The organism is Microcoleus sp. B5-D4 (genome assembly GCF_036705145.1).
Classification (GTDB): domain Bacteria; phylum Cyanobacteriota; class Cyanobacteriia; order Cyanobacteriales; family Microcoleaceae; genus Microcoleus.
In genome coordinates, this window is record NZ_JAUBTV010000016.1 from 1 (window position 1) to 18,781 (window position 18,781).

At 45.1% G+C, this 18,781-nt stretch carries 14 protein-coding genes; 9 read left to right on the top strand and 5 right to left on the bottom strand.

What is annotated here, in order from left to right; translation table 11 throughout:
- Positions 1-203: 203 nt before the first annotated feature.
- Positions 204-3,155, bottom strand: a complete 2,952-nt coding sequence (locus QUB10_RS10270) for an AAA family ATPase (RefSeq protein ID WP_333201769.1) — start codon at positions 3,153-3,155, stop codon at positions 204-206.
- A gap of 275 nt (positions 3,156-3,430) precedes the next feature.
- Between QUB10_RS10270 and QUB10_RS10275 the strand changes: the two genes are divergently transcribed.
- The 3 genes from QUB10_RS10275 to QUB10_RS10285 all read left to right on the top strand — a co-directional run bounded on the left by QUB10_RS10275 (position 3,431) and on the right by QUB10_RS10285 (position 7,896).
- Complete coding sequence (locus QUB10_RS10275; protein WP_333201771.1) at positions 3,431-4,846, top strand: MBOAT family O-acyltransferase; 1,416 nt, start codon at positions 3,431-3,433, stop codon at positions 4,844-4,846.
- A gap of 5 nt (positions 4,847-4,851) precedes the next feature.
- Entirely contained in the window at positions 4,852-5,841 is a 990-nt protein-coding gene (locus QUB10_RS10280; protein ID WP_333201772.1) for a DUF459 domain-containing protein, read from the top strand.
- A gap of 276 nt (positions 5,842-6,117) precedes the next feature.
- A complete protein-coding gene (locus tag QUB10_RS10285; RefSeq protein WP_333201774.1) occupies positions 6,118-7,896 on the top strand; it encodes a hypothetical protein in 1,779 nt (592 codons plus the stop codon).
- A 79-nt stretch (positions 7,897-7,975) separates the two neighbouring features.
- Here the strand turns inward: QUB10_RS10285 and gloA are convergent, their stop codons facing one another.
- The 4 genes from gloA to QUB10_RS10305 form a co-directional block, all read right to left on the bottom strand.
- A complete protein-coding gene (gloA, locus tag QUB10_RS10290; protein ID WP_333155201.1) occupies positions 7,976-8,404 on the bottom strand; it encodes a lactoylglutathione lyase in 429 nt (142 codons plus the stop codon).
- Positions 8,405-8,479: 75 nt separating this feature from the next.
- Positions 8,480-8,716: a hypothetical protein gene (locus tag QUB10_RS10295; RefSeq protein WP_333201776.1), complete on the bottom strand. Its 237-nt coding sequence runs from the start codon at positions 8,714-8,716 to the stop codon at positions 8,480-8,482.
- Positions 8,717-8,815: 99 nt separating this feature from the next.
- Positions 8,816-11,071 (bottom strand): heavy metal translocating P-type ATPase, encoded by a 2,256-nt coding sequence (locus QUB10_RS10300; RefSeq protein WP_333201778.1) that lies wholly within the window; start codon positions 11,069-11,071, stop codon positions 8,816-8,818.
- Between the two features lie 36 nt (positions 11,072-11,107).
- Positions 11,108-11,302 (bottom strand): heavy-metal-associated domain-containing protein, encoded by a 195-nt coding sequence (locus tag QUB10_RS10305; protein WP_333201780.1) that lies wholly within the window; start codon positions 11,300-11,302, stop codon positions 11,108-11,110.
- A 319-nt stretch (positions 11,303-11,621) separates the two neighbouring features.
- On the opposite strand from QUB10_RS10305, the gene QUB10_RS10310 reads away from it, so the two are divergent.
- The 6 genes from QUB10_RS10310 (at position 11,622) to QUB10_RS10335 (ending at position 18,759) form a co-directional block, all read left to right on the top strand.
- On the top strand, positions 11,622-12,341 hold the full coding sequence (locus tag QUB10_RS10310; RefSeq protein ID WP_333201782.1) for a DUF305 domain-containing protein: 720 nt from the start codon (positions 11,622-11,624) through the stop codon (positions 12,339-12,341).
- Positions 12,342-12,384: 43 nt separating this feature from the next.
- On the top strand, positions 12,385-12,522 hold the full coding sequence (locus QUB10_RS10315; protein WP_333201784.1) for a hypothetical protein: 138 nt from the start codon (positions 12,385-12,387) through the stop codon (positions 12,520-12,522).
- Between the two features lie 179 nt (positions 12,523-12,701).
- Entirely contained in the window at positions 12,702-12,884 is a 183-nt protein-coding gene (locus QUB10_RS10320) for a hypothetical protein (RefSeq protein ID WP_333201786.1), read from the top strand.
- A gap of 202 nt (positions 12,885-13,086) precedes the next feature.
- Positions 13,087-15,036: an efflux RND transporter periplasmic adaptor subunit gene (locus tag QUB10_RS10325; protein ID WP_333201788.1), complete on the top strand. Its 1,950-nt coding sequence runs from the start codon at positions 13,087-13,089 to the stop codon at positions 15,034-15,036.
- A gap of 90 nt (positions 15,037-15,126) precedes the next feature.
- The gene (locus tag QUB10_RS10330) at positions 15,127-18,240 is read left to right on the top strand and encodes an efflux RND transporter permease subunit (protein ID WP_333201790.1); all 3,114 of its coding nucleotides are present in this window, start codon (positions 15,127-15,129) and stop codon (positions 18,238-18,240) included.
- A 39-nt stretch (positions 18,241-18,279) separates the two neighbouring features.
- Positions 18,280-18,759, top strand: coding sequence for a hypothetical protein (locus QUB10_RS10335; RefSeq protein ID WP_333201792.1), 480 nt, complete (start codon positions 18,280-18,282; stop codon positions 18,757-18,759).
- The last annotated feature ends 22 nt before the right edge of the window (positions 18,760-18,781 follow it).

The window sequence follows — 18,781 nt, forward strand, 5'->3', positions numbered from 1 at the left end:
AATTGATGGTTTGTGGAACAGGCATCTTGCCTGTTCCTAATTTTCAATAACAGGCAGGATGCCTGTTCCACAAGAGAATTGATGGTTTGTGGAACAGGCATCTTGCCTGTTCCTAATTTTCAATAACAGGCAGGATGCCTGTTCCACAAGAGAATTGATGGTTTGTGGAACAGGCATCTTGCCTGTTCCTAACTATTCGGTAACTACAAACTGTTACCTGTCAGCGCTGGGCGAGAATCTTTTTTGCGAAATTGCAAAGTGTTATTTTCGCAGTCGATCGCAATTGTATCACCCTCCACAAACGCATTTTCCAGAATCTTGTTAGCCAGCGGGTTTTCCAGCTCCCGCTGGATAGCGCGTTTCAAGGGACGAGCGCCGTAAACCGGGTCGTAACCAACATCTGTGATATGGTTTTTCGCCGCATCCGACAGTTCCAAAGTAATTTTTTGCTCGGCCAACAAACGCTCGATCCGCTTCACTTGAATGCTGACAATTTGCCGCAATTCGACCTTGCTCAAAGTGTGGAACAAAATTATCTCGTCCACCCGATTGAGAAATTCGGGCCGGAAGTGCGATCGCAGCGCTGTCATCACCCGTTTTAACATCTGTTCGTACTCTTGGTCTGTCTCCCGGTCTTGAGTCAATAAATTTTCATTTTCGCTCTTGTTTTCAGTCTTGTTTTCACTCTTACTTACACTATCAACCTCAACTCGCTGGGCCGACACCTCAACAGTACCATCGGCAGCCACTTTATAATCTGTCTTTTGACTTGACAAATCTTTCGTTTCCTGCTTCCGGCTAGCAGGTTTTTTGACGGTTTTTTCCTTCTTAGTAAACACGTCTAAAATGTGGTCGCTGCCGATATTGCTAGTCATCACAATTACGGTATTTCTAAAGTCAACCACTCGACCTTGAGAATCGGTAATTCTGCCGTCATCCAACACTTGCAGCAAAATGTTAAATACGTCCGGGTGCGCTTTTTCCACTTCGTCAAACAGCACTACCGAATAAGGATGTCTCCGCACTGCTTCCGAAAGTTGTCCCCCTTCATCGTAACCGACATATCCGGGAGGAGCTCCTACCAACCGAGAAACGCTGTGCTTCTCCATGTATTCCGACATATCGATGCGGACGATCGCATCATCGCTGTCAAACAAAAACTCCGCCAACGCCCGCGCTAACTCAGTTTTTCCCACGCCTGTGGGGCCCATAAACAAGAAAGAGCCGATCGGCCTCCCCGGATCTTTCATCCCCGCCCTAGCGCGCCGAATTGCCGCCGCCACGGCTGTTACAGCTTCCTCTTGACCGATAACTTTTTGGTGCAAGTGTTTTTCCAATTGCAGCAATTTTTGGCGTTCTGATTCTAACAACCGATTAACCGGAATGCCCGTCCATTTAGCGACAATTTCCGCAATATCGCCCTCAGTAACTTTTTCCCGCAGCAGGGAAGAACCTTGAGCTTGCTGTTTCAAAAGTTCCGCTTCTTTGGCTTCGCGATCGCGCACCGCAGTTTCCAACTTGCCATACTTTAACTGTGCGGCTTTATTCAAATCGTAAGCCCTTTCTGCTTGTTCGATTTGGACTCGCAGTTGGTCTTCTTCTGCTTTCAATTTATTGATTGCATCCAACAACTGCTTTTCGCCCAACCACTGAGAGGACAATTTTTCCTGCTTAACTTTTAAAATGTCAATCTCAGAGGTGATGCGTTCGACGCGGAAGCCGAGCCCAGGGGCTAGAGCACCTTTGCCTTCGCCCTCGATCGACAATTTTTCCATTTCCAACTGCATCACCCGGCGGTCAATGCCTTCCAATTCCACAGGTTTAGAAGTAATCTCCATTTTCAAGTGGGCGGCTGCTTCATCTACAAGGTCGATCGCCTTGTCCGGCAAAAAGCGATCGGAAATATAGCGAAAAGACAGAGTTGCAGCAGCTACCAGGGCCGAATCAGTAATTTTTACCCCGTGGTGGCGTTCGTAACGGTCTTTCAATCCGCGCAAAATCGAAACAGTATCTTCAACGCTGGGTTCGCCGACAAATACTTGTTGAAAGCGGCGTTCCAGTGCAGGATCTTTTTCAATATTCTTGCGGAATTCGTCAAGAGTTGTAGCGCCGATGCAGCGCAATTCGCCTCTCGCCAACATGGGTTTTAACAAATTTCCCGCATCCATTCCCGAACCGGAACTGCCACCGCCACCGGTGCCGACAACCGTGTGCAATTCGTCAATAAATAGGACAATTTGCCCGTCGGAATCGATAACTTCCCGCAGAACAGATCGCAATCGTTCTTCAAATTCGCCCCGGAATTTTGCCCCAGCAATTAAACTGCCCATGTCGAGGCTAAATAGCTGGCGATTTTTCAAAGATTCGGGTACGTCGCCGTTGACAATTCGTTGGGCTAAACCTTCGGCGATCGCAGTTTTTCCGACTCCGGGATCGCCAATTAACACCGGATTGTTTTTTTGGCGGCGGGAAAGAACTTGTACCACGCGGCGGATTTCCTCGTCGCGGCCGATTACTGGGTCGAGTTTGCCGGCTTTGGCGGCTTCTGTCAAATCGCGGCCGTACTTGCTGAGGGCGTCGGAGTTAGCTTCGCCATCTTGATCTTGGGCTTTAGCGTTGCTGCGGCTGCCTTTTCCCGTTTCGGAATTTTTTTCTTGGGCTTTAGCAGTGGCGCGGAAAGATTTGATGGCTTCTTCGAGTTTTGGTCGATCGAGTGTACCGGCTGGGGGTTTGCGATCGTAACCGGGGCGACCCGGCGGGCCGTCGCCTTTTGTCAGCAACCTGCGGCCGACTCGTTCGTCTTCTACTAAGCCAATTAATAAATGTTCAACGGCGATAAAATTATCTTGCCAAGTCGCCCTGGTGGCCTCGGCAACATCTAACATAACTTCTAAGCCGCGACCGAGGTATAGTTGGTCAGCGTTGGCAACTCTGGGCTGTCGTTTGGCAAAAGCATCTAACTGCTGGGCCAAGCGGGGGGCATCGACTCCAGCTTTGCTGAGAATGCTGTTTGCCTGCCCTTGCTGTTCGAGAAGGGCGATGGCTAAATGTTCAACCTCTAGCTGCTGATTGGCAAAGCGGCGGGCGACATCCTGGGATTTGACAATGGCTTCCCAGGCTTGATCTGTAAATTTGCTAGGGTCTGTTGGCTGCACGTTGGTTCCTCGCAATCAAGGGGATTCCTGTTGTTATCCGTTAATACATCGTCTCACAACCATCATAATCTTTAAACAGGATTATGAATTTATGAGTGCGGTTAACTAGGGCGGAAGTTGTGGCCTAATTGACCTGTTGCAAAAGCTTACAGTTCACAATCCTCCCGAAATTTGGTGCGGTCAGACCTACTGTGGCGATTCCCTTCGGGATAGCTTCCCTCGCCCGTACTTATAAAAATATTGCCAGAAACAAGATTTTTTATCTGCTGAGACTTATGCTATTTCCCACTTACCAATTTCTAGTTTTTTTCCTAATTATTTTTAGCCTGATCGTCTCTGTGAAACCCCAAGTCGATTTGTATAAAATTGTCTTGTTAGTTTCCAGTTTATTATTTTATTCCTTTTGGAGTTTTGACTTTCTCTTGCTCCTCGTTTTCTCTACATTTTCTAATTATATCATTCTCCGGGTTCTCTGCAACAGTAAGTATAAAAAACTTGCTTTAATCTCCGGCTTAGTTTTCAACATTGGCTATCTCGGCATCTTTAAATATTGCAACTTCTTTGTAACTTCCTTATTTGAGGTACTGAACCAGCTACAAATTCCAGCCAACTTTCCAGTTTTGCAAATAATCGCCCCCGTCGGCGTGTCGTTCTACACTTTTAGAATGATTTCTCATTTAATCGACTGCTACCAGCAAAAAATCCCTTGTCCGAATTTTGTAGACTATGCCGCCTACATTACCTATTTTCCGCAAATTGCCTCCGGGCCAATCTCGCGAGCTCGCGAATTTTACTGCCAGCTAAATTCACCGAAAAAATACGACTATCAAATTGAAGAAGTTATAGTTTTGATTTTGTCGGGACTCTTCAAAAAATATACTTTAGCCAGCTTTTTGTTTAACTTCACTGACTTGCCCTTCAAAGTTCCCCAGCAGTACAGCAGCATCGATTTAATCCTCGCGGCAATTTCCTATTCCTGTTTAATTTACGTAGATTTCAGCGGCTACTCGGATTTAGCCAACGGCATCTCCTGTTTGCTCGGTTTCCAACCCATTGCCAACTTTAATATGCCATACCGATCGCTCAGCCTGCAAGAATTTTGGAAAAGGTGGCACATCAGTCTTTCCGAGTGGCTGAGGGATTACGTTTACTTTCCCTTTGGCGGCAACAAATACGGCAAGTTGAGGAAGTACGTAAATTTACTGATGACAATGGCGATCGGTGGATTGTGGCACGGCGCAGGTTTAAACTTTATTTTCTGGGGAGCAATTCACGGTTTAGGATTAATTGTCAACCATTTATGTAAAGATATCCCCCAAGCTATCCACTTTAAATTAGACTATGCCTTTCCCCGATTTTCTAAATTTTGCAGTTGGCTGTTAACATTTAGTTTTGTTACTTGTAGTTGGGTATTTTTCGGCACTCCCAACTGGGAAACTGCGGTGAGTTTTTTTGAAGGAATTGTCAATCCTGCTGTAGCCACTTTTCAATTTAACTTTTGGCAATTGTATTTAGTAATTGCAGTCATTGGCGCGATCAACTTGTGGGGCGATCGCATCTCCCAACTATTGCAAACAGTATTGTCATTAAAAAACATTTTCTTTCGGGTTGTCTTAGTTTCGCTGCTCGTCTATACTATCTTGATGTTGGGGCCTAGTACCGTTCCGCCTTTTATTTACTTTAATTTCTAATAAATATGAAAGACCGGGAAATTTTGCTGATTGTTACTTCTGTCATTCTCACGTTAATATTTTCAAACTTATCATTATTTCTAAAAAGCTTTGCTTCAACTCCTTTCGCCAGTCCAGAAATCAAAGAAGCAGCGCGCCTGATCGAAATAGATGGTTTCAGAAAATCAGAACAAGATTTTTGGAGCAAAATTAAAGATATTAACTTCGATAGCCTCCCCCAAGAACCAGAAATTCCTCCAGTCAAAACCGAAACAAAAGCGGCCGTTGAACCCCCAAAGCCTGCTAATGCTAAAAAACCCACCCCTGCTAAAAAACCAACCCCAGCTAAACCCAAACTAACCCGACCTTATCGCAGATTTTTATTTATTGGAGATTCCGTAATGTTCGACTTAGGAATTCAACTCCAGTACACTCTTAAGAAAAAATACAATATCGCCGATACGAAAATTGACTACAAGGTATCGACCGGCTTAAATCGGATAGATTATTATGACTGGTATGCCAGAACTCGCCAAATTATTAATAATTACCAGCCGGATGTAGTGATAGTTTTGTTTGGAACCAATGACCGTCAAAATATCATTGATTCTCAAGGAAAAGGCCGGGCTGTTATGACGAAAGAATGGCAAAAAGCTTATCAAGAAAGAGTTGAAAGATATGCCAAGTTACTTGATTCGTCATCCGTGAGAAAAGTGTATTGGGTCGGTCAATCGCTACCTAACAAGTCTTCGTATCTCAAAGCTTTTCCCATTATGAACGATATTTATAAAAGTGCCAGCAAATCTTCATCCAAAATCGAATTTATTTCTACTTGGGACACTTTTGCACAAGCAGGAAGATTTGTGCCAGTAGTTGCTAATAAATCGGGGAAGCGAGGCTATGTAAAAAATAATGACGGGTTGCACTTTACCTCCCACGGAGCTCTGATTATCAGCGACTTAATCGTTGACGAAATGGTCAGGGACAAAATCTTAAAACTTCCGACAAAGAAATGACTATAGTAGGTTGGGTTTTCTGACCAAACCTAAAATTGTGACTTTTGATCGATTAGTGCAAAATTATATATTGAGTTCGGGACGCAAATTAGCATTGCTCAACCCGGTTTATCAGAAAAATCTGGGCTTTATTTAGGAAAAATTTACTCGTGAAACCGGGTTTATAACTCCCTAGGCCTCCCGGACTAATATTGACAAAAAGCAGCAGTAAATGTAATGCTGAATTCAGCATCAAACAACGCCGTCCATATCTAGTAATTGTCCGGGCGACAAATTATGACGAGCAATCTGTGGAAACTCGATCGCCCTAGCATCCCTGAGTCAAAGGGGTGCAGCGGCATAGCGGTAGTCTTCACTCTCACTAAATATACTCAACCTTGGCAAAGAATAAACCTAATTGAAAAAATCCTGCAACAGTGCGGCATCGAGCCTTTTGCTGAAGTTGTGGGCGTACCGAAAAGCAGAATATTTAGAGAAAATATACCGGAATCCGTCAGAAAACCCCATCCGAATTTACTGTTTCGCGCTTTGGCAATTCAGGCATTGGGGAAGGTGCGAGAGGGGCACAGATCAAGTGAGAGAACGCCTAGCTCAAGTGATTTTAGCAAAAATCTGCTGGCGGCGCTAGAACAGGAAGCGCTAGGGGGATCGACTCCTTTAATTCGGTGGTCTGCGGCTGTTAGTATTAAGTCAATTTGGTTGGATGAAGCAGGGCAACGACAAGGCAAGGAAGGTGCTGTCAATGTCACAATCAATGCGGGGGAAATTGAGCGGCGGGTTGTAGAAGAGCAAATTAAAGTGTTAACAAGCAACAAATTTGCTTTGGAGGACAGCAGCAGAAATGACAGCCACAAGGAATATGAGAATTGTCTCGATTTTTGGGTGTACGGGCCTAGCTGGCTGCTGCCGAGTCTGTCAATGGATTGCGACGAATATCTGTTTTGGATCGATCGAGTATTTGCGGCGATCGCACTTAGGGGCCCGTACAAATTGAGTGCCGAAAACGATGCAGCGGTAACAAACTTTTTGGAAGTTGCAGAAAATAATTTTAATGACTTGGAATTCTCCAAAATACTTGCCAAAATTTTTGAGTTCCTGCACCACCCGGAAGCGAGAGTTAAAAATCTAGCTACAATTATTTTAGAACCTTACAAAGACCAGCTAGACCGAAAATCGGCGCAGATTATGACAGCGCTTGTATATAAATTTAATGTAAAATATCAGCCCTTAGAATCTCTGACTCTTCCTGAAATTGAGGAGTACAAAGCGTCACTGTATTTCGGTAAAATGGAAATTGACGACTTGTATGGTGAGGCTTTGTCGCTGTGCGGCGATCGGGATGTCGAACTCGCAAGTTTATTGTCAGCTAAACAAAGGGAATCCCAAAATACTCTAGAGGAGCATATCAACAATCTCAGCAAGTTAGTTAAGTCAATCATAAATTGCCAGAGCTTGTTAGATGCTAATAGAGAACTTTTGTATTTGACTGTAGATCGGCTGGAAAAATGGGATTACACTCTAGACAATAAACTGGCGGCGCACCGTAAAAAAATCCAAAACCTGAGCTTGGATAAAAGGACACCCGAGCAGTGCATAAACCTCGACAATGAACTCAATTATATCAGAGATGCTTTGCAGTATACTGTGTATGAAATCACCTCAAATATTAATAGCCAAATTAGAGAGTTAGAACTTTCTGCGTCCAAAAATAGCAAGACTGCAACAGATATGTTTAAGTGGACGTGGCTATTATTCAGGGTGGGGTTTTCAGTAGGGCTGTTTTTGTATTTATCGGATTTAGTGATTAATTGGATATTCGGGGTCAGCTACACAAGCGAATTTCTAGTTTATTGGACTATTTTATTTAGTGTAATAGTAGTATTTTTGTTAGTATTATCTGTATTTTTTTCGGGGATCGCTGCTTTAGACAAGCGCCGAGAATCTAAATTAATTCCTAAATTTGATAGCTTAAGCCAAATAGGCAGCAGTTTTTCTATATTGTGGCAAAAAATTTATTTGCAACAGTTTGTCCCGTCGGTGCGATCGAATCAGTAGGGTGCGTCAGAACCAGAATTTCAACTTAACTCAAAAAGTTTGTTTCTGACGCACCCTATTAGGACTAGGAGGAGGAACTCTAAGATGCGGTTGTTGCTGCTACTTTCTGGGTGTTGCTACCTTGATTTGCCAGTTGAATTAATTCAACTTTATATCCATCTGGATCTTGCACAAAAGCGATGACTGTTGAACCGTGCTTCATCGGGCCGGGTTCGCGACTAACTTTACCACCGCGAGCTTTAATTTCTTCGCAAGTACCGTAAATGTCGTCAACGCCGATCGCAATATGACCGTAAGCATCCCCCAAATTGTACTCTGTGACGCCCCAGTTGTATGTTAACTCCAAAACTGTAGTGTCTGATTCGTCGCCGTAGCCAACAAAAGCCAGAGTAAATTTACCCTCTGGATACTCTTTTTGCCGCAGTAATTTCATCCCCAGAACCTCGGTGTAAAATTTGAGGGATTCTTCCAGGTTGCCGACTCGGAGCATCGTGTGTAGTAGTTGCATTTAGCTCACTCCAAATTTCTTAAGCTTTCATCTATTTTAGCCATATCTTGCTGGAAAAAACCGCCTCGGCAAAGTTTACCTGGTTTTAGCTGGCTTTTTCCTGAACAAAAACCACCATAATTCTAAACCAATTAAGGTCAATCCGCCTGCTGTTACGCCTATTTTTAAACTTAACGGCTGTTCGATATGCCGAAATTTAGCGGTTGAATTAGCAGGAGGGATTGATATTTGATTCGCTCGAACTCCCGATGCAATTCCGAGCATAATTACTAAACTTCCGAGGCTTCCTAAGATTTGACGTTGGTTCAACATTTTTAATTAAAATTTATCCTAGTTTATGCAAGAGATTTTGGTTAATAAATCGAGGGATTGTGCGCCTTTGCTACCAGGAATTTTAGGGAAACTCCTAATTTAGCCACTAGATTTGGCGTGAAAATTCCGCAACCGCAAAGCATTAGTAAGTACAGAGACTGAACTAAAAGCCATTGCTGCACCGGCAATAATTGGATTTAGCAGCCAGCCAAAAATGGGGTACAAAATACCAGCGGCAATCGGTATGCCAGCGATGTTATAAATAAACGCAAAAAACAGATTTTCGCGAATATTTCGCATGGTGGCGCGGGAAAGTTTAATTGCTGTAACTATGCCTTGCAAATCTCCTGAAATTAAGGTAATGTCGCTGGCTGCGATCGCCACATCGGTGCCGGTGCCGATCGCAATTCCCACGTCTGAAGCTGCCAAAGCCGGTGCATCGTTAATCCCATCTCCCACCATCGCGACAATTTTTCCGCCCCGTTGCAGGGCTTGGATTTGAGCTGCTTTTTGGTGGGGTCTAACTTCGGCAAAAATGCGCGTAATGCCCACGGATTGGGCGATCGACTCCGCAGTCGCGCGGTTGTCCCCCGTCAGCATCGCCACCTCCAAACCGAGTTTTTGAAGTGCTTTCACCGCCTGCGCTGACGATGGTTTGAGGGCATCAGCAATGCCCAGAATTGCCTCTATTTTGCCTTCGGAGGCCATCCAAACAACCGTTTTGCTCGCAGCTTCCAAAGCTCTGGCGCGCAGTTCCAGATATTCAGTATCGCAGCCTAGTTCCTGCATCCACCTCAGCGTTCCCAGGGCGATCGACTTTCCGCCTACAACCCCGCGCACGCCACTCCCGGCGATCGCCTCAAAATCCTTAACATCCGTCAACTTCACCTCTTGAGATTGAGCGTATCTAACAACAGCTTCCCCCAAAGGATGCTCCGAATTTCGCTCTACAGACGCCGCCAATTGCAGCAACTTTAACTCATTGCTATTCTCCGTTCCTTTAATTGTCACAAAATCAGTTACAGTCGGCTTACCTTCGGTGAGAGTTCCAGTTTTATCTAATACGATAATTTGGATTTTATGAGCCAATTCTAAACTCTCGGCTCCTTTAATTAAAATCCCATTTTCTGCACCTTTCCCAGTTCCCACCATCACAGCAGTCGGAGTAGCTAAACCCAAAGCGCAGGGACAGGCAATAATCAGGACTTCCACCATTGTCACTGTGGCTAGAGTGAAGTTTCCCGTTGCGTTAAACCAGATAAGAAAAGTAGCTAAAGCGACGGCAATTACTACAGGAACAAACCAACCAGTCACTTGGTCGGCTAACTTTTGAATCGGTGCTTTTGAACCCTGTGCGTCCTGCACCATCTTGACAATTTGAGCTAAAAATGTATCTTTGCCAACTCTGGTCGCCCGAAACTTGAAACTGCCAGTTTTGTTAATTGTGGCTCCGATAACTTCGTCGCCAAGCTGCTTTTTGACGGGCAAACTTTCTCCCGTAACCATTGCTTCGTCTACCGTCGAAGCACCCTCAATAACATCTCCGTCTACAGGGATTTGCTCTCCCGGCCGCACCTGCACGACATCGCCAATTTCCACTTGGGCGATCGGCACTTCCAACTCTTCCCCGTTGCGAATTATCCGAGCAGTTTTTGCTTGCAAACCCATGAGTTTGCGAATTGCCTCCGAAGTCTCTCCCTTGGCCCGATTTTCTAGGGTTTTCCCCAACAAAATTAAGGCGACAACGCTGGCAGAAACTTCGTAGTAAACGCCATGATTTAAACCTTTGGCTGTGAACAAACCTGGGAAAAATGTCACAAATACAGAATAAAAGTAAGCAGCACTTGTACCCAAAGCAATCAGGGTATCCATTGTCGCCACCCGCCGTTTTAGGGATTTCCAAGCTCCCACATAAAACGATTTGCCGCACCAAAATTGTACGGGTGATGTCAGGATTAATTGCAGCCAATAATTGTGCAGCCACGCGGGAATAAATGGCAGGTGCAAGCCGGTCATCGTCGGAATAGCGCCCACAACCAGCAGGATGCTGATGATACCTGCTGTCCAGAGTTTCCGCTGCAAGTTTTGAGATTCCGATTTGCGATCGGCTTGTTCGGAATCATCCTCTGGCGTCGCCATTTCTTGAAGCGGCAAAGCTTGGTATCCCGCATCATCAACCGCCGATTGAATTGTTTCTAAGTTTGTTTGCTGGGAGTCGTATTGGATGGTTGCTTGTTCCATCCCAAAATTGACATGACACTCAATTACGCCGGGAACAGATTGAATTGCTTGTTCGATAGATGAAGCACAAGAAGCACAACTCATGCCCCGCAATTTAAGTGTGAGATTGTCCATAGATGCCATCCTCAATGAGACATTTACCCTTTGTCTTTAAATAGTTGGATAGCCCGCCGATGCGATCGCTTCCCTAACTTCACTTTCCGACTTAGCGGTTTGAATCGTGACCAATTTTGTCTTGAGATCGGCCTCAACCTTTGAGGCTGAGTCAATGGCTTGGACTGCTTTTGTGATTGTAGTCGCACAAGCAGAACAAGCCATTTTAGGAACTTTTAGCTGTAAAGTCATAATTTGAACCTCAGCAGAAACTACTCTGCTCAATCAATGAATTAACTCTATTATAAAGTCTCCAGTCCACAGGAGAGTCAAGGGGAATTGCAAAATAAATCAGGAATTATGAAAAAAGTGGTTTGACACGCTACCCATAGGGGTAAGGCGCGCACTGTGCACCCTACATAATTAGGTTGTGAGTTCTGTAAATCTTAACTTTGAGTGCGATCGACGGCACAGAAATAATTCTTTACAAGTTTGCCACAAAAATTTCATCCTAATTTCATTTATATATGAAAAACTGAAAATAAATGGCAGTTTTAAGGATATAAGCTCTATGAAACCAATTTCGTTGAAAACAGGCTTTGCAGCGCTGATGTTGACCGCCACAGCCGCTTTTACCAGTGGAGTGCTTGCAGCTTGTTCAAAAGCCCCTTCCAGTGAAACTCCCGCCCCAAATGTTACGGCTGCAACCGAAGCAAACAACAAGCAAGACGTGGCACAAGGCGGTGGCATGGGTGGCATGAATCATGGCATGAATCACGATATGTCAATGGATTTAGGCCCTGCTGATGCCGATTACGATTTGCGGTTTATTGATGGCATGACAGTACACCATCAAGGTGCTGTAAAAATGGCTCAAGATGTGCTTAAACAATCCAAACGCCCGGAAATGAAAAAACTTGCCACTGATATAATTGCTGCTCAAAACCGCGAAATCAATCAAATGAAAGAGTGGCGAAAAACTTGGTATCCCAAAGCCAGCAGTACCCCGATGGCTTATCACGCCCCAATGGGTCACATGATGGCCATGACTCCCGAACAAATGCAAAGCATGATGATGAGCATGGATTTAGGGGCCGCTGACGACCAATTTGACTTGCGATTTATCAATGCGATGATTCCTCACCACGAAGGAGCTTTAGTGATGGCCCAAGATGCTTTGAAGAAGTCAAAACGCCCGGAAATGAAGAAATTGTCTCAAGAAATTCTGACTTCGCAAAAGCAAGAAATTGAGCAAATGAAACAGTGGCGGCAAGCTTGGTACAAAAAGTAATTTAGCTCACCTCAACAAAACGTGACCCTAATCCCAAAAATGAGTGACATTAATCACACTCGCTCAAGAGTTCCGAAAATACTTGCTTCACAAAAGCAAGAAATTGAGCAAAGGAAAAAGTGGCGACAGCCTTGGTAGACAAAGTAATGTAGCTCGACTGTGGCTGTCAGCATTTGTCTGACTCCACCTCAGTTCCCTGAGAGTGCCTACACATACTATAGATAACTGAGCCGCCCTACCTCTAAAGTAGTAGAAAGTTACGTAAAAATACTGAAGACAATTGCTTGGCCCTACGTCTAAAGTAGTAGGTAGCTCAGCAAAAAGCTATATAGAGGGGGTAGGGTCATGATCTTGAACAGCTTGGAATTAACCACAACTGATAAATCAAATGCAGCCGTAGATGAGGTAGTGAGCGCATTGACAAACGAAATTGCAGCGCGAGCAGAGATAAAAAAACCGGAAAAAAATCTACAGCAAAATCGCTTGTCATTAGGCGAAACTTATCTTCGTATTTTAGAAGCTGGTGGGCATCTGGGCTGCTGACGCGAAATTTCATCCTAATTTCATTTGCTCGTGAAATACTAGGTTTAGTAGAGCATTTCTAGCTCTCGGTCATTGCTTAGCGGTCGCTTCTTGGAAAATGCTAATAAGTAACTTTACTTAATGGGTATCACTTACTTACCTTGGCAAAATACCAACTGCTAAACCTGTGGCACTAAACCTGATTTCAAGGACAATGCCAACGATGATATTCCACAAATATGCTCAATATCGGGCAATTATTAGCAGATTTTCTGGAACGTTGTTCAGCCTAATTTTGCTAAGTTCTCCGGCCGCTGTTTTTGCCCACGCTGGCCACGGAAATGAATTTCACCAAAGCAGCGAAACACCTCAAACTCCTGCTGCTATTTCTGTGGATGCCGAAACAGCAAAACGGTTAGGAATTAAAATCTCCCCTGCCGCCCGCCAGAGACTAGATATCGGCATCAAAACCACAGGACAAATTGAAACTTTGCCCAACCAAAAAGTAGAAGTAACGGCTCCTGTTGCTGGCAAAGTAGTAGAGTTACTGGTTAAGCCTGGGGACAAAGTATCAAAAGGTCAACCCGTTGCGGTTTTATCGAGTTCAGAATTAGGACAGTTGCGGGTTGAATCTCTCTCGAAACGTGCCGAAGCTGAGGCAGATTTGCAGCAAGCGGAAGGCGATCTCAAATTAGCACGAGAAAATTACGATCGCCAAAGTCAAATATCCGCAGCAGAAATCGCCCAAGCCCAAACCCAGTTGACAGCGGTAACTAAGCAGTACCAGCAAGAACAAGAATTAGTAAATAATCGTTCCGTGGTGCAAGCAGCTCAAGAAAACTATCAACGTCAAGTTGAAATAGCGCAAGCCGAAATAGCGCGGGCAGAAACAGAATTAACTATTGCTAAAGAACAGTTCGATCGCGACAAAGAATTAGCGGCATCTGGGGCGATCGCGCGGCGCACAATGCTGGAATCGCAAGCCCACTTTGCCGAAGCAAAAGCCGCTGTTGCTAAGGCAAAAAGCCGTCCTGAAGTTATCAAAGCCGAAACCGAAATTAAACAAGCCGAAGTAGACCTCCCAATGCGGGAATTGCGGGAATCTCAAGGCAGAGTCGCAGAAGCAAAAGCTCAACTTACCAGAGCTCAGAGCCGCCGGGAAGTCCTAGAAGCCGAGAACCAAGTCAAACGCGGCAAAACTGCCGTCGAAGTTGCTCAATCGCGCATTCGCTTGGCTGACGCAGCCTATCAAGCGCGACTGCAACAATTAGGAACTGTTGCCAACGATCGAGGACTCGTTACCGTAGTTGCTCCGATTTCGGGCACGGTAGCCGATCGCTTCATCACCCCAGGAGAGTCAGTAAACGCTGAAAAACCGTTGATGAGTCTCTTAAATGACAGCCGCGTTTTTGCCACAGCCAATATTTACGAAAAAGACCTGAATCAAGTAAAAAAGGGTCAGGAAGTCAGGGTAAAAGTCGCTAATTTACCCGATCGCACTTTCAAGGGAAAAATCGCCTTAATTGGGTCATCCGTGGAAGGAGAAACGCGGGTGGTGCCGGTGAAAGCAGAACTAGATAATATTAACGGCGAATTAAAGCCCGGACTATTTGCGGAGTTGGAGATTTTAACCGACAAAACTGCAACAAATATTTTAGCAATTCCGAGTGCGGCGGTAGTGGATGTTAGCGGTAAAAAAACCGTTTACGTCCAAAATGGCGATGCTTATCAAGCTGTTGAAATTGAACTCGGTCAAACCGCCGGAGATTTAGTTGAAGTTAAGAGGGGTTTATTCGAGGGAGATTTGATAGTAACGCAGCGAGCACCTCAACTTTACGCTCAATCTTTGCGGGGCGGCGGCAATAAACACTCAGAATACGAGGAAAAGAAAGAGACATCTCCAAAGGTACCAGAGGTTAATTTTAATAATTTACCCGTGTCTTTATGGTGGGCGGGAATAGGGGGAGGAGTTGCGATCGCATCTCTGACTTTCACAGCCGGCGTGTTGTGGGGAAATCGGCGCAAATTGCCAGCAATAGCAGCGGATTCTGGAAACAATGCCGGAAACAATAGTTTTTCCGCCTCTGCATCGGCGTTGGACAATGAATTGCTGTTACACAATAACAACCATCACGTTAAAACTCAAGAGGCAGAAGTCAAGAGTTTGAAGTAACAGCACGACACGGAAGTCACGGATATACGGATAGTTGTTTTTATCAATGCCCAATTCCCAATTCCCAATTCCCAATTCCCAAATTATTAAATGTTCAGCACAATTCTTAGATGGGTAATTAACCGCCGCTGGCTAGTCGTTATCGCCACCATTATTGTTAGTTTTTGGACATTATATATCATCCCCCAAATGTCCCTTGATGTCTTCCCTTCTTTTGCACCCCCGCAAGTCGAAATTCAGACGGAAGCACCGGGGCTCGCGCCGGAAGAAATCGAGTCTTTAGTAACACTACCGATCGAAAGTGCAATTAATGGAACTCCTGGGGTGACAGCAGTGCGATCGTCTTCGGCTGTGGGCCTTTCTGCGGTTAAGGTAATCTTTGATTGGGGCACTGAAATTTATCAAGCGCGCCAGTTGATAACAGAACGGTTACAGCAAGCGCAAAGCAAACTGCCCGCCGGAGTAGAAACACCGCAAATTTCTCCTACAACTTCTCCTGTCGGCCTTGTTATTACCTATGCTTTTACCTCAGAAACTACTCCTTTGATGGAAGTGCGCCGTCTGGTTGATTGGCAAGTCACAAATCGGCTTTTAGCAGTGACTGGGGTTGCTCAAGTGGTGGCTTACGGAGGCGAAGAAAGGCAGTATCAAGTATTAGTAGAACCTGCAAAATTGAAAGCTTTTAATGTGTCGTTGCAGCAAGTGGCAGAAGCGGCGGCGGCTGCGAATGTTAACGCGCCGGGGGGGTATTTAATTACACCGGATAAAGAAACTTTAATCCGGGGGGTGGGGCGGATTGAGTCTGTGGAAGATTTGAAGCAATCTGCGATCGCCTCTCGTCAGGGAACAGCCGTCAGAATTGCTGATGTAGCTGATGTCAAGATTGGTGCTGCAATCAAGCGGGGCGATGGCAGTTTTAACGGCAAAAAAGCTGTGATTGTGATGGTAAACAGACAGCCAGTTGCTGATACTCCGACGGTAACGAAAGCGGTTGAGGCAGCAATGGCTGAGGTGCAGCAAGCTCTGCCCAAAGATATCAAAGTTACTGTGACTTTTCGACAGGAAGAATATATTAATTCCTCGGTGGAGAATGTGCGATCGGCTTTAGTTGAAGGCAGTATTATCGTCACCCTTATTCTCATCCCGTTTTTGATGAATTGGCGCACTCTGGCGGTTGTTTTGCTAGATTTCTTTCTGACTTGGCTGTTGGCGCTGCTGGCGATGTATTGGCTGGGGCTGGGGCTGAATACGATGACTTTGGGGGGTTTGTCGGTGGCGATCGGCACTGCGATCGACGATGCGATCGTCTATGCCGAAAATACCTACCGCAATTTGAGAGAAAATGCGTCTTCTCTTCATCCTCGCCCGGTGATGGATGTGATTTTTGATGGCAGTCAAGAGGTGCGCGATTCGTTAATTGGAGCGACAGTAATTGGGATTGTGGTGTTTTCTCCAATTTTTACTTTGCCCGGTGTAGAAGGTCGGATTTTTACGCCGATGGGGATTACTTATCTGGTAGTTGTTGTGATTTCTAGTCTGGAGTCGCTGTTAATATCTCCGGCCCTTTGTGCTATATTGTTGCCTACCAAACGCATGAGTTCCGAGGAACCTTGGCTGCCGAGGTTTTGCAAGCGCGTCTATCATTTTTTTATACAATTGTCAATGCGATTTTCGGGGATTATTTTAGTTTTAGCTGCTGCTAGCATGGTGGCTGCATTAATTATTTTGCCTTCCTTTGGACGGGTGTTTTTGCCGGAGTTTCAGGAGCAAACTTTGGTGAATACTATTATGCTTTATCCGGGGGTGTCTTTGGAGACAACAGATAGCGCGGCTTTTGCTATTGAAGATGCTCTTAAGGATGATAGCAGGTTTCAATATGTGCAAGTGCGATCGGGCAGAGCTCCGGGTGATGCTGATGCTGCGGGTGTCAATTTAGCTCACATTGATATCGGTTTGAGCGAGGAGGGCATGAAAAACAGGCCGAAAACTTTGGAAGCACTGCGGCAGGAGTTTGGTAAATTGCCGGGAGTTGCACCCAATATCGGCGGTTTTATTTCTCACCGGATGGACGAGGTTTTATCTGGTGTCAGAAGTCAGATTGCTGTCAAAATCTTTGGCCCGGATTTGGATCAACTTCGCAGCATCGGTGCCCAAGTTGAAGAGCAAATGAAAACCGTGGAAGGCATTGTGGATTTGCAACTCGAACCCCAGGTGCCAGTGCAACAAATTCAAATTAAGTTTAACCGTCAAGCTGCGGGTAGATACGGTTTGAAAATCGGAGAGCTTTCTGAAATAATTGAAACAGCTTTGAATGGCAAGGTTGTTTCTCAAGTTTTGGAGGTGCAGCAAACTTTTGATTTAGTTGTTTGGTTGCAGCCGGAAGCCCGAAATAACTTAGAAAATATTCAGAATTTGTTGGTTGATACTCCAAGCGGTAACAAGATTCCCCTCGCCCAAGTTGCGACTGTTAAATACGGTACGGGCCCCAATACGATTAACCGCGAGAATGTTTCCCGCTTGATTGTGGCGGCGGCTAATGCTAAAGGTCGAGATTTGCGATCGGTTGTGAATGAAATTCAAGCTAAAGTTAAACGAGAGGTGCAGTTGCCTTTTGGCTATTTTATCCAGTACGGCGGTCAATTTGAAGCCGAACAAAGAGCTTCGCAAAATATTATGGTATTTAGTGCGATCGCCTTTTTGGTAATTACAGTATTGATGTACTTGTCCGTCAAGTCGATCGCTTCAACTGCTATGATTATGATTAATTTGCCGATCGGATTAGTAGGAGGAGTAATTGCGGTAGCTTTTACTGGCGGCATCATCTCTGTAGCTTCCCTGGTTGGCTTTGTCACATTATTCGGCGTTGCTACCCGTAACGGCTTGCTTTTAGTAGACAACTACAACACTAAATTTGCTGAAGGACTGCCTTTTAAGGAAGCAATTATTAAAGGTTCGATGGAACGGCTCAACGCCATCTTAATGACCGCTTTAACTTCAGCTTTGGGTTTAGCACCTTTAGTATTTGAAGGCGGGGCTGGCAAGGAAATTTTGCAACCGCTGTCAGTCGTAGTTTTAGGAGGGTTATTTACTTCTACAGCCTTGACTCTGTTAGTTTTACCAGCTTTGTATGCTCAATTTGGGCATTTTTTACGACCTCAACAACCTCAGCCAGTTATTGAAGACGGCAAGGTAGTTAATGTGTGATATTTTCTAATTATTGTCAGTCAGCAAGGAGTTAAACCAATGAAATCGCTCAAGTCAAATTTAATTGTTCTAGGTAGTGTCGGATTGATGTTTTTGGGAGCTTGTAGTCAAGGCGACCAAGCAAGCGATGCAAATACCACTCCCGCATCTCCTCCTGTCGCCTCTCAACCTGCGTCTTCGCCTCCCGCCACTGCTCCTGCAACAGCAACTCAAGGGGGGCAAGTTGTAAAGTCGGGAGCTTACTATTTAGAGTTTGTACCGGAAAAAGAAGCTACCGGAACTCATTTAGATTTATTTTTGCAAAAAGGGGAGAAAAAGGAACCAGTTCCTAACGCCAAAGTGACGGCTCAAGTGCAGTTGCCGAATGGAAAGCAGCAAACCCTAGCTCTCAAGTATGATGCTGAGGGCAAACATTACGCTGTGTTGTTTCCCGGCAATGAACCCGGTCAGTATCCAGTGAAAGTGACTGCGGATATTAACGGCGAAAAAGTTGACGGTCGTTTTACCTTCAGTCAATAGATAGCTGATTTCCTAATGCGCT

Excerpts from the sequence above, each read along its gene's own strand:
- QUB10_RS10335 (WP_333201792.1), top strand. The coding sequence starts at position 18,280 with ATGAAATCGCTCAAGTCAAATTTAATTGTTCTAGGTAGTGTCGGATTG.
- gloA (WP_333155201.1), bottom strand. The coding sequence starts at position 8,404 with ATGCAACTACTACACACGATGCTCCGAGTCGGCAACCTGGAAGAATCC.
- QUB10_RS10325 (WP_333201788.1), top strand. The coding sequence starts at position 13,087 with ATGATATTCCACAAATATGCTCAATATCGGGCAATTATTAGCAGATTT.
- QUB10_RS10305 (WP_333201780.1), bottom strand. The coding sequence starts at position 11,302 with ATGACTTTACAGCTAAAAGTTCCTAAAATGGCTTGTTCTGCTTGTGCG.
- QUB10_RS10310 (WP_333201782.1), top strand. The coding sequence starts at position 11,622 with ATGAAACCAATTTCGTTGAAAACAGGCTTTGCAGCGCTGATGTTGACC.
- QUB10_RS10300 (WP_333201778.1), bottom strand. The coding sequence starts at position 11,071 with ATGGACAATCTCACACTTAAATTGCGGGGCATGAGTTGTGCTTCTTGT.
- QUB10_RS10330 (WP_333201790.1), top strand. The coding sequence starts at position 15,127 with ATGTTCAGCACAATTCTTAGATGGGTAATTAACCGCCGCTGGCTAGTC.
- QUB10_RS10275 (WP_333201771.1), top strand. The coding sequence starts at position 3,431 with ATGCTATTTCCCACTTACCAATTTCTAGTTTTTTTCCTAATTATTTTT.
- QUB10_RS10280 (WP_333201772.1), top strand. The coding sequence starts at position 4,852 with ATGAAAGACCGGGAAATTTTGCTGATTGTTACTTCTGTCATTCTCACG.
- QUB10_RS10295 (WP_333201776.1), bottom strand. The coding sequence starts at position 8,716 with ATGTTGAACCAACGTCAAATCTTAGGAAGCCTCGGAAGTTTAGTAATT.
- QUB10_RS10285 (WP_333201774.1), top strand. The coding sequence starts at position 6,118 with ATGACGAGCAATCTGTGGAAACTCGATCGCCCTAGCATCCCTGAGTCA.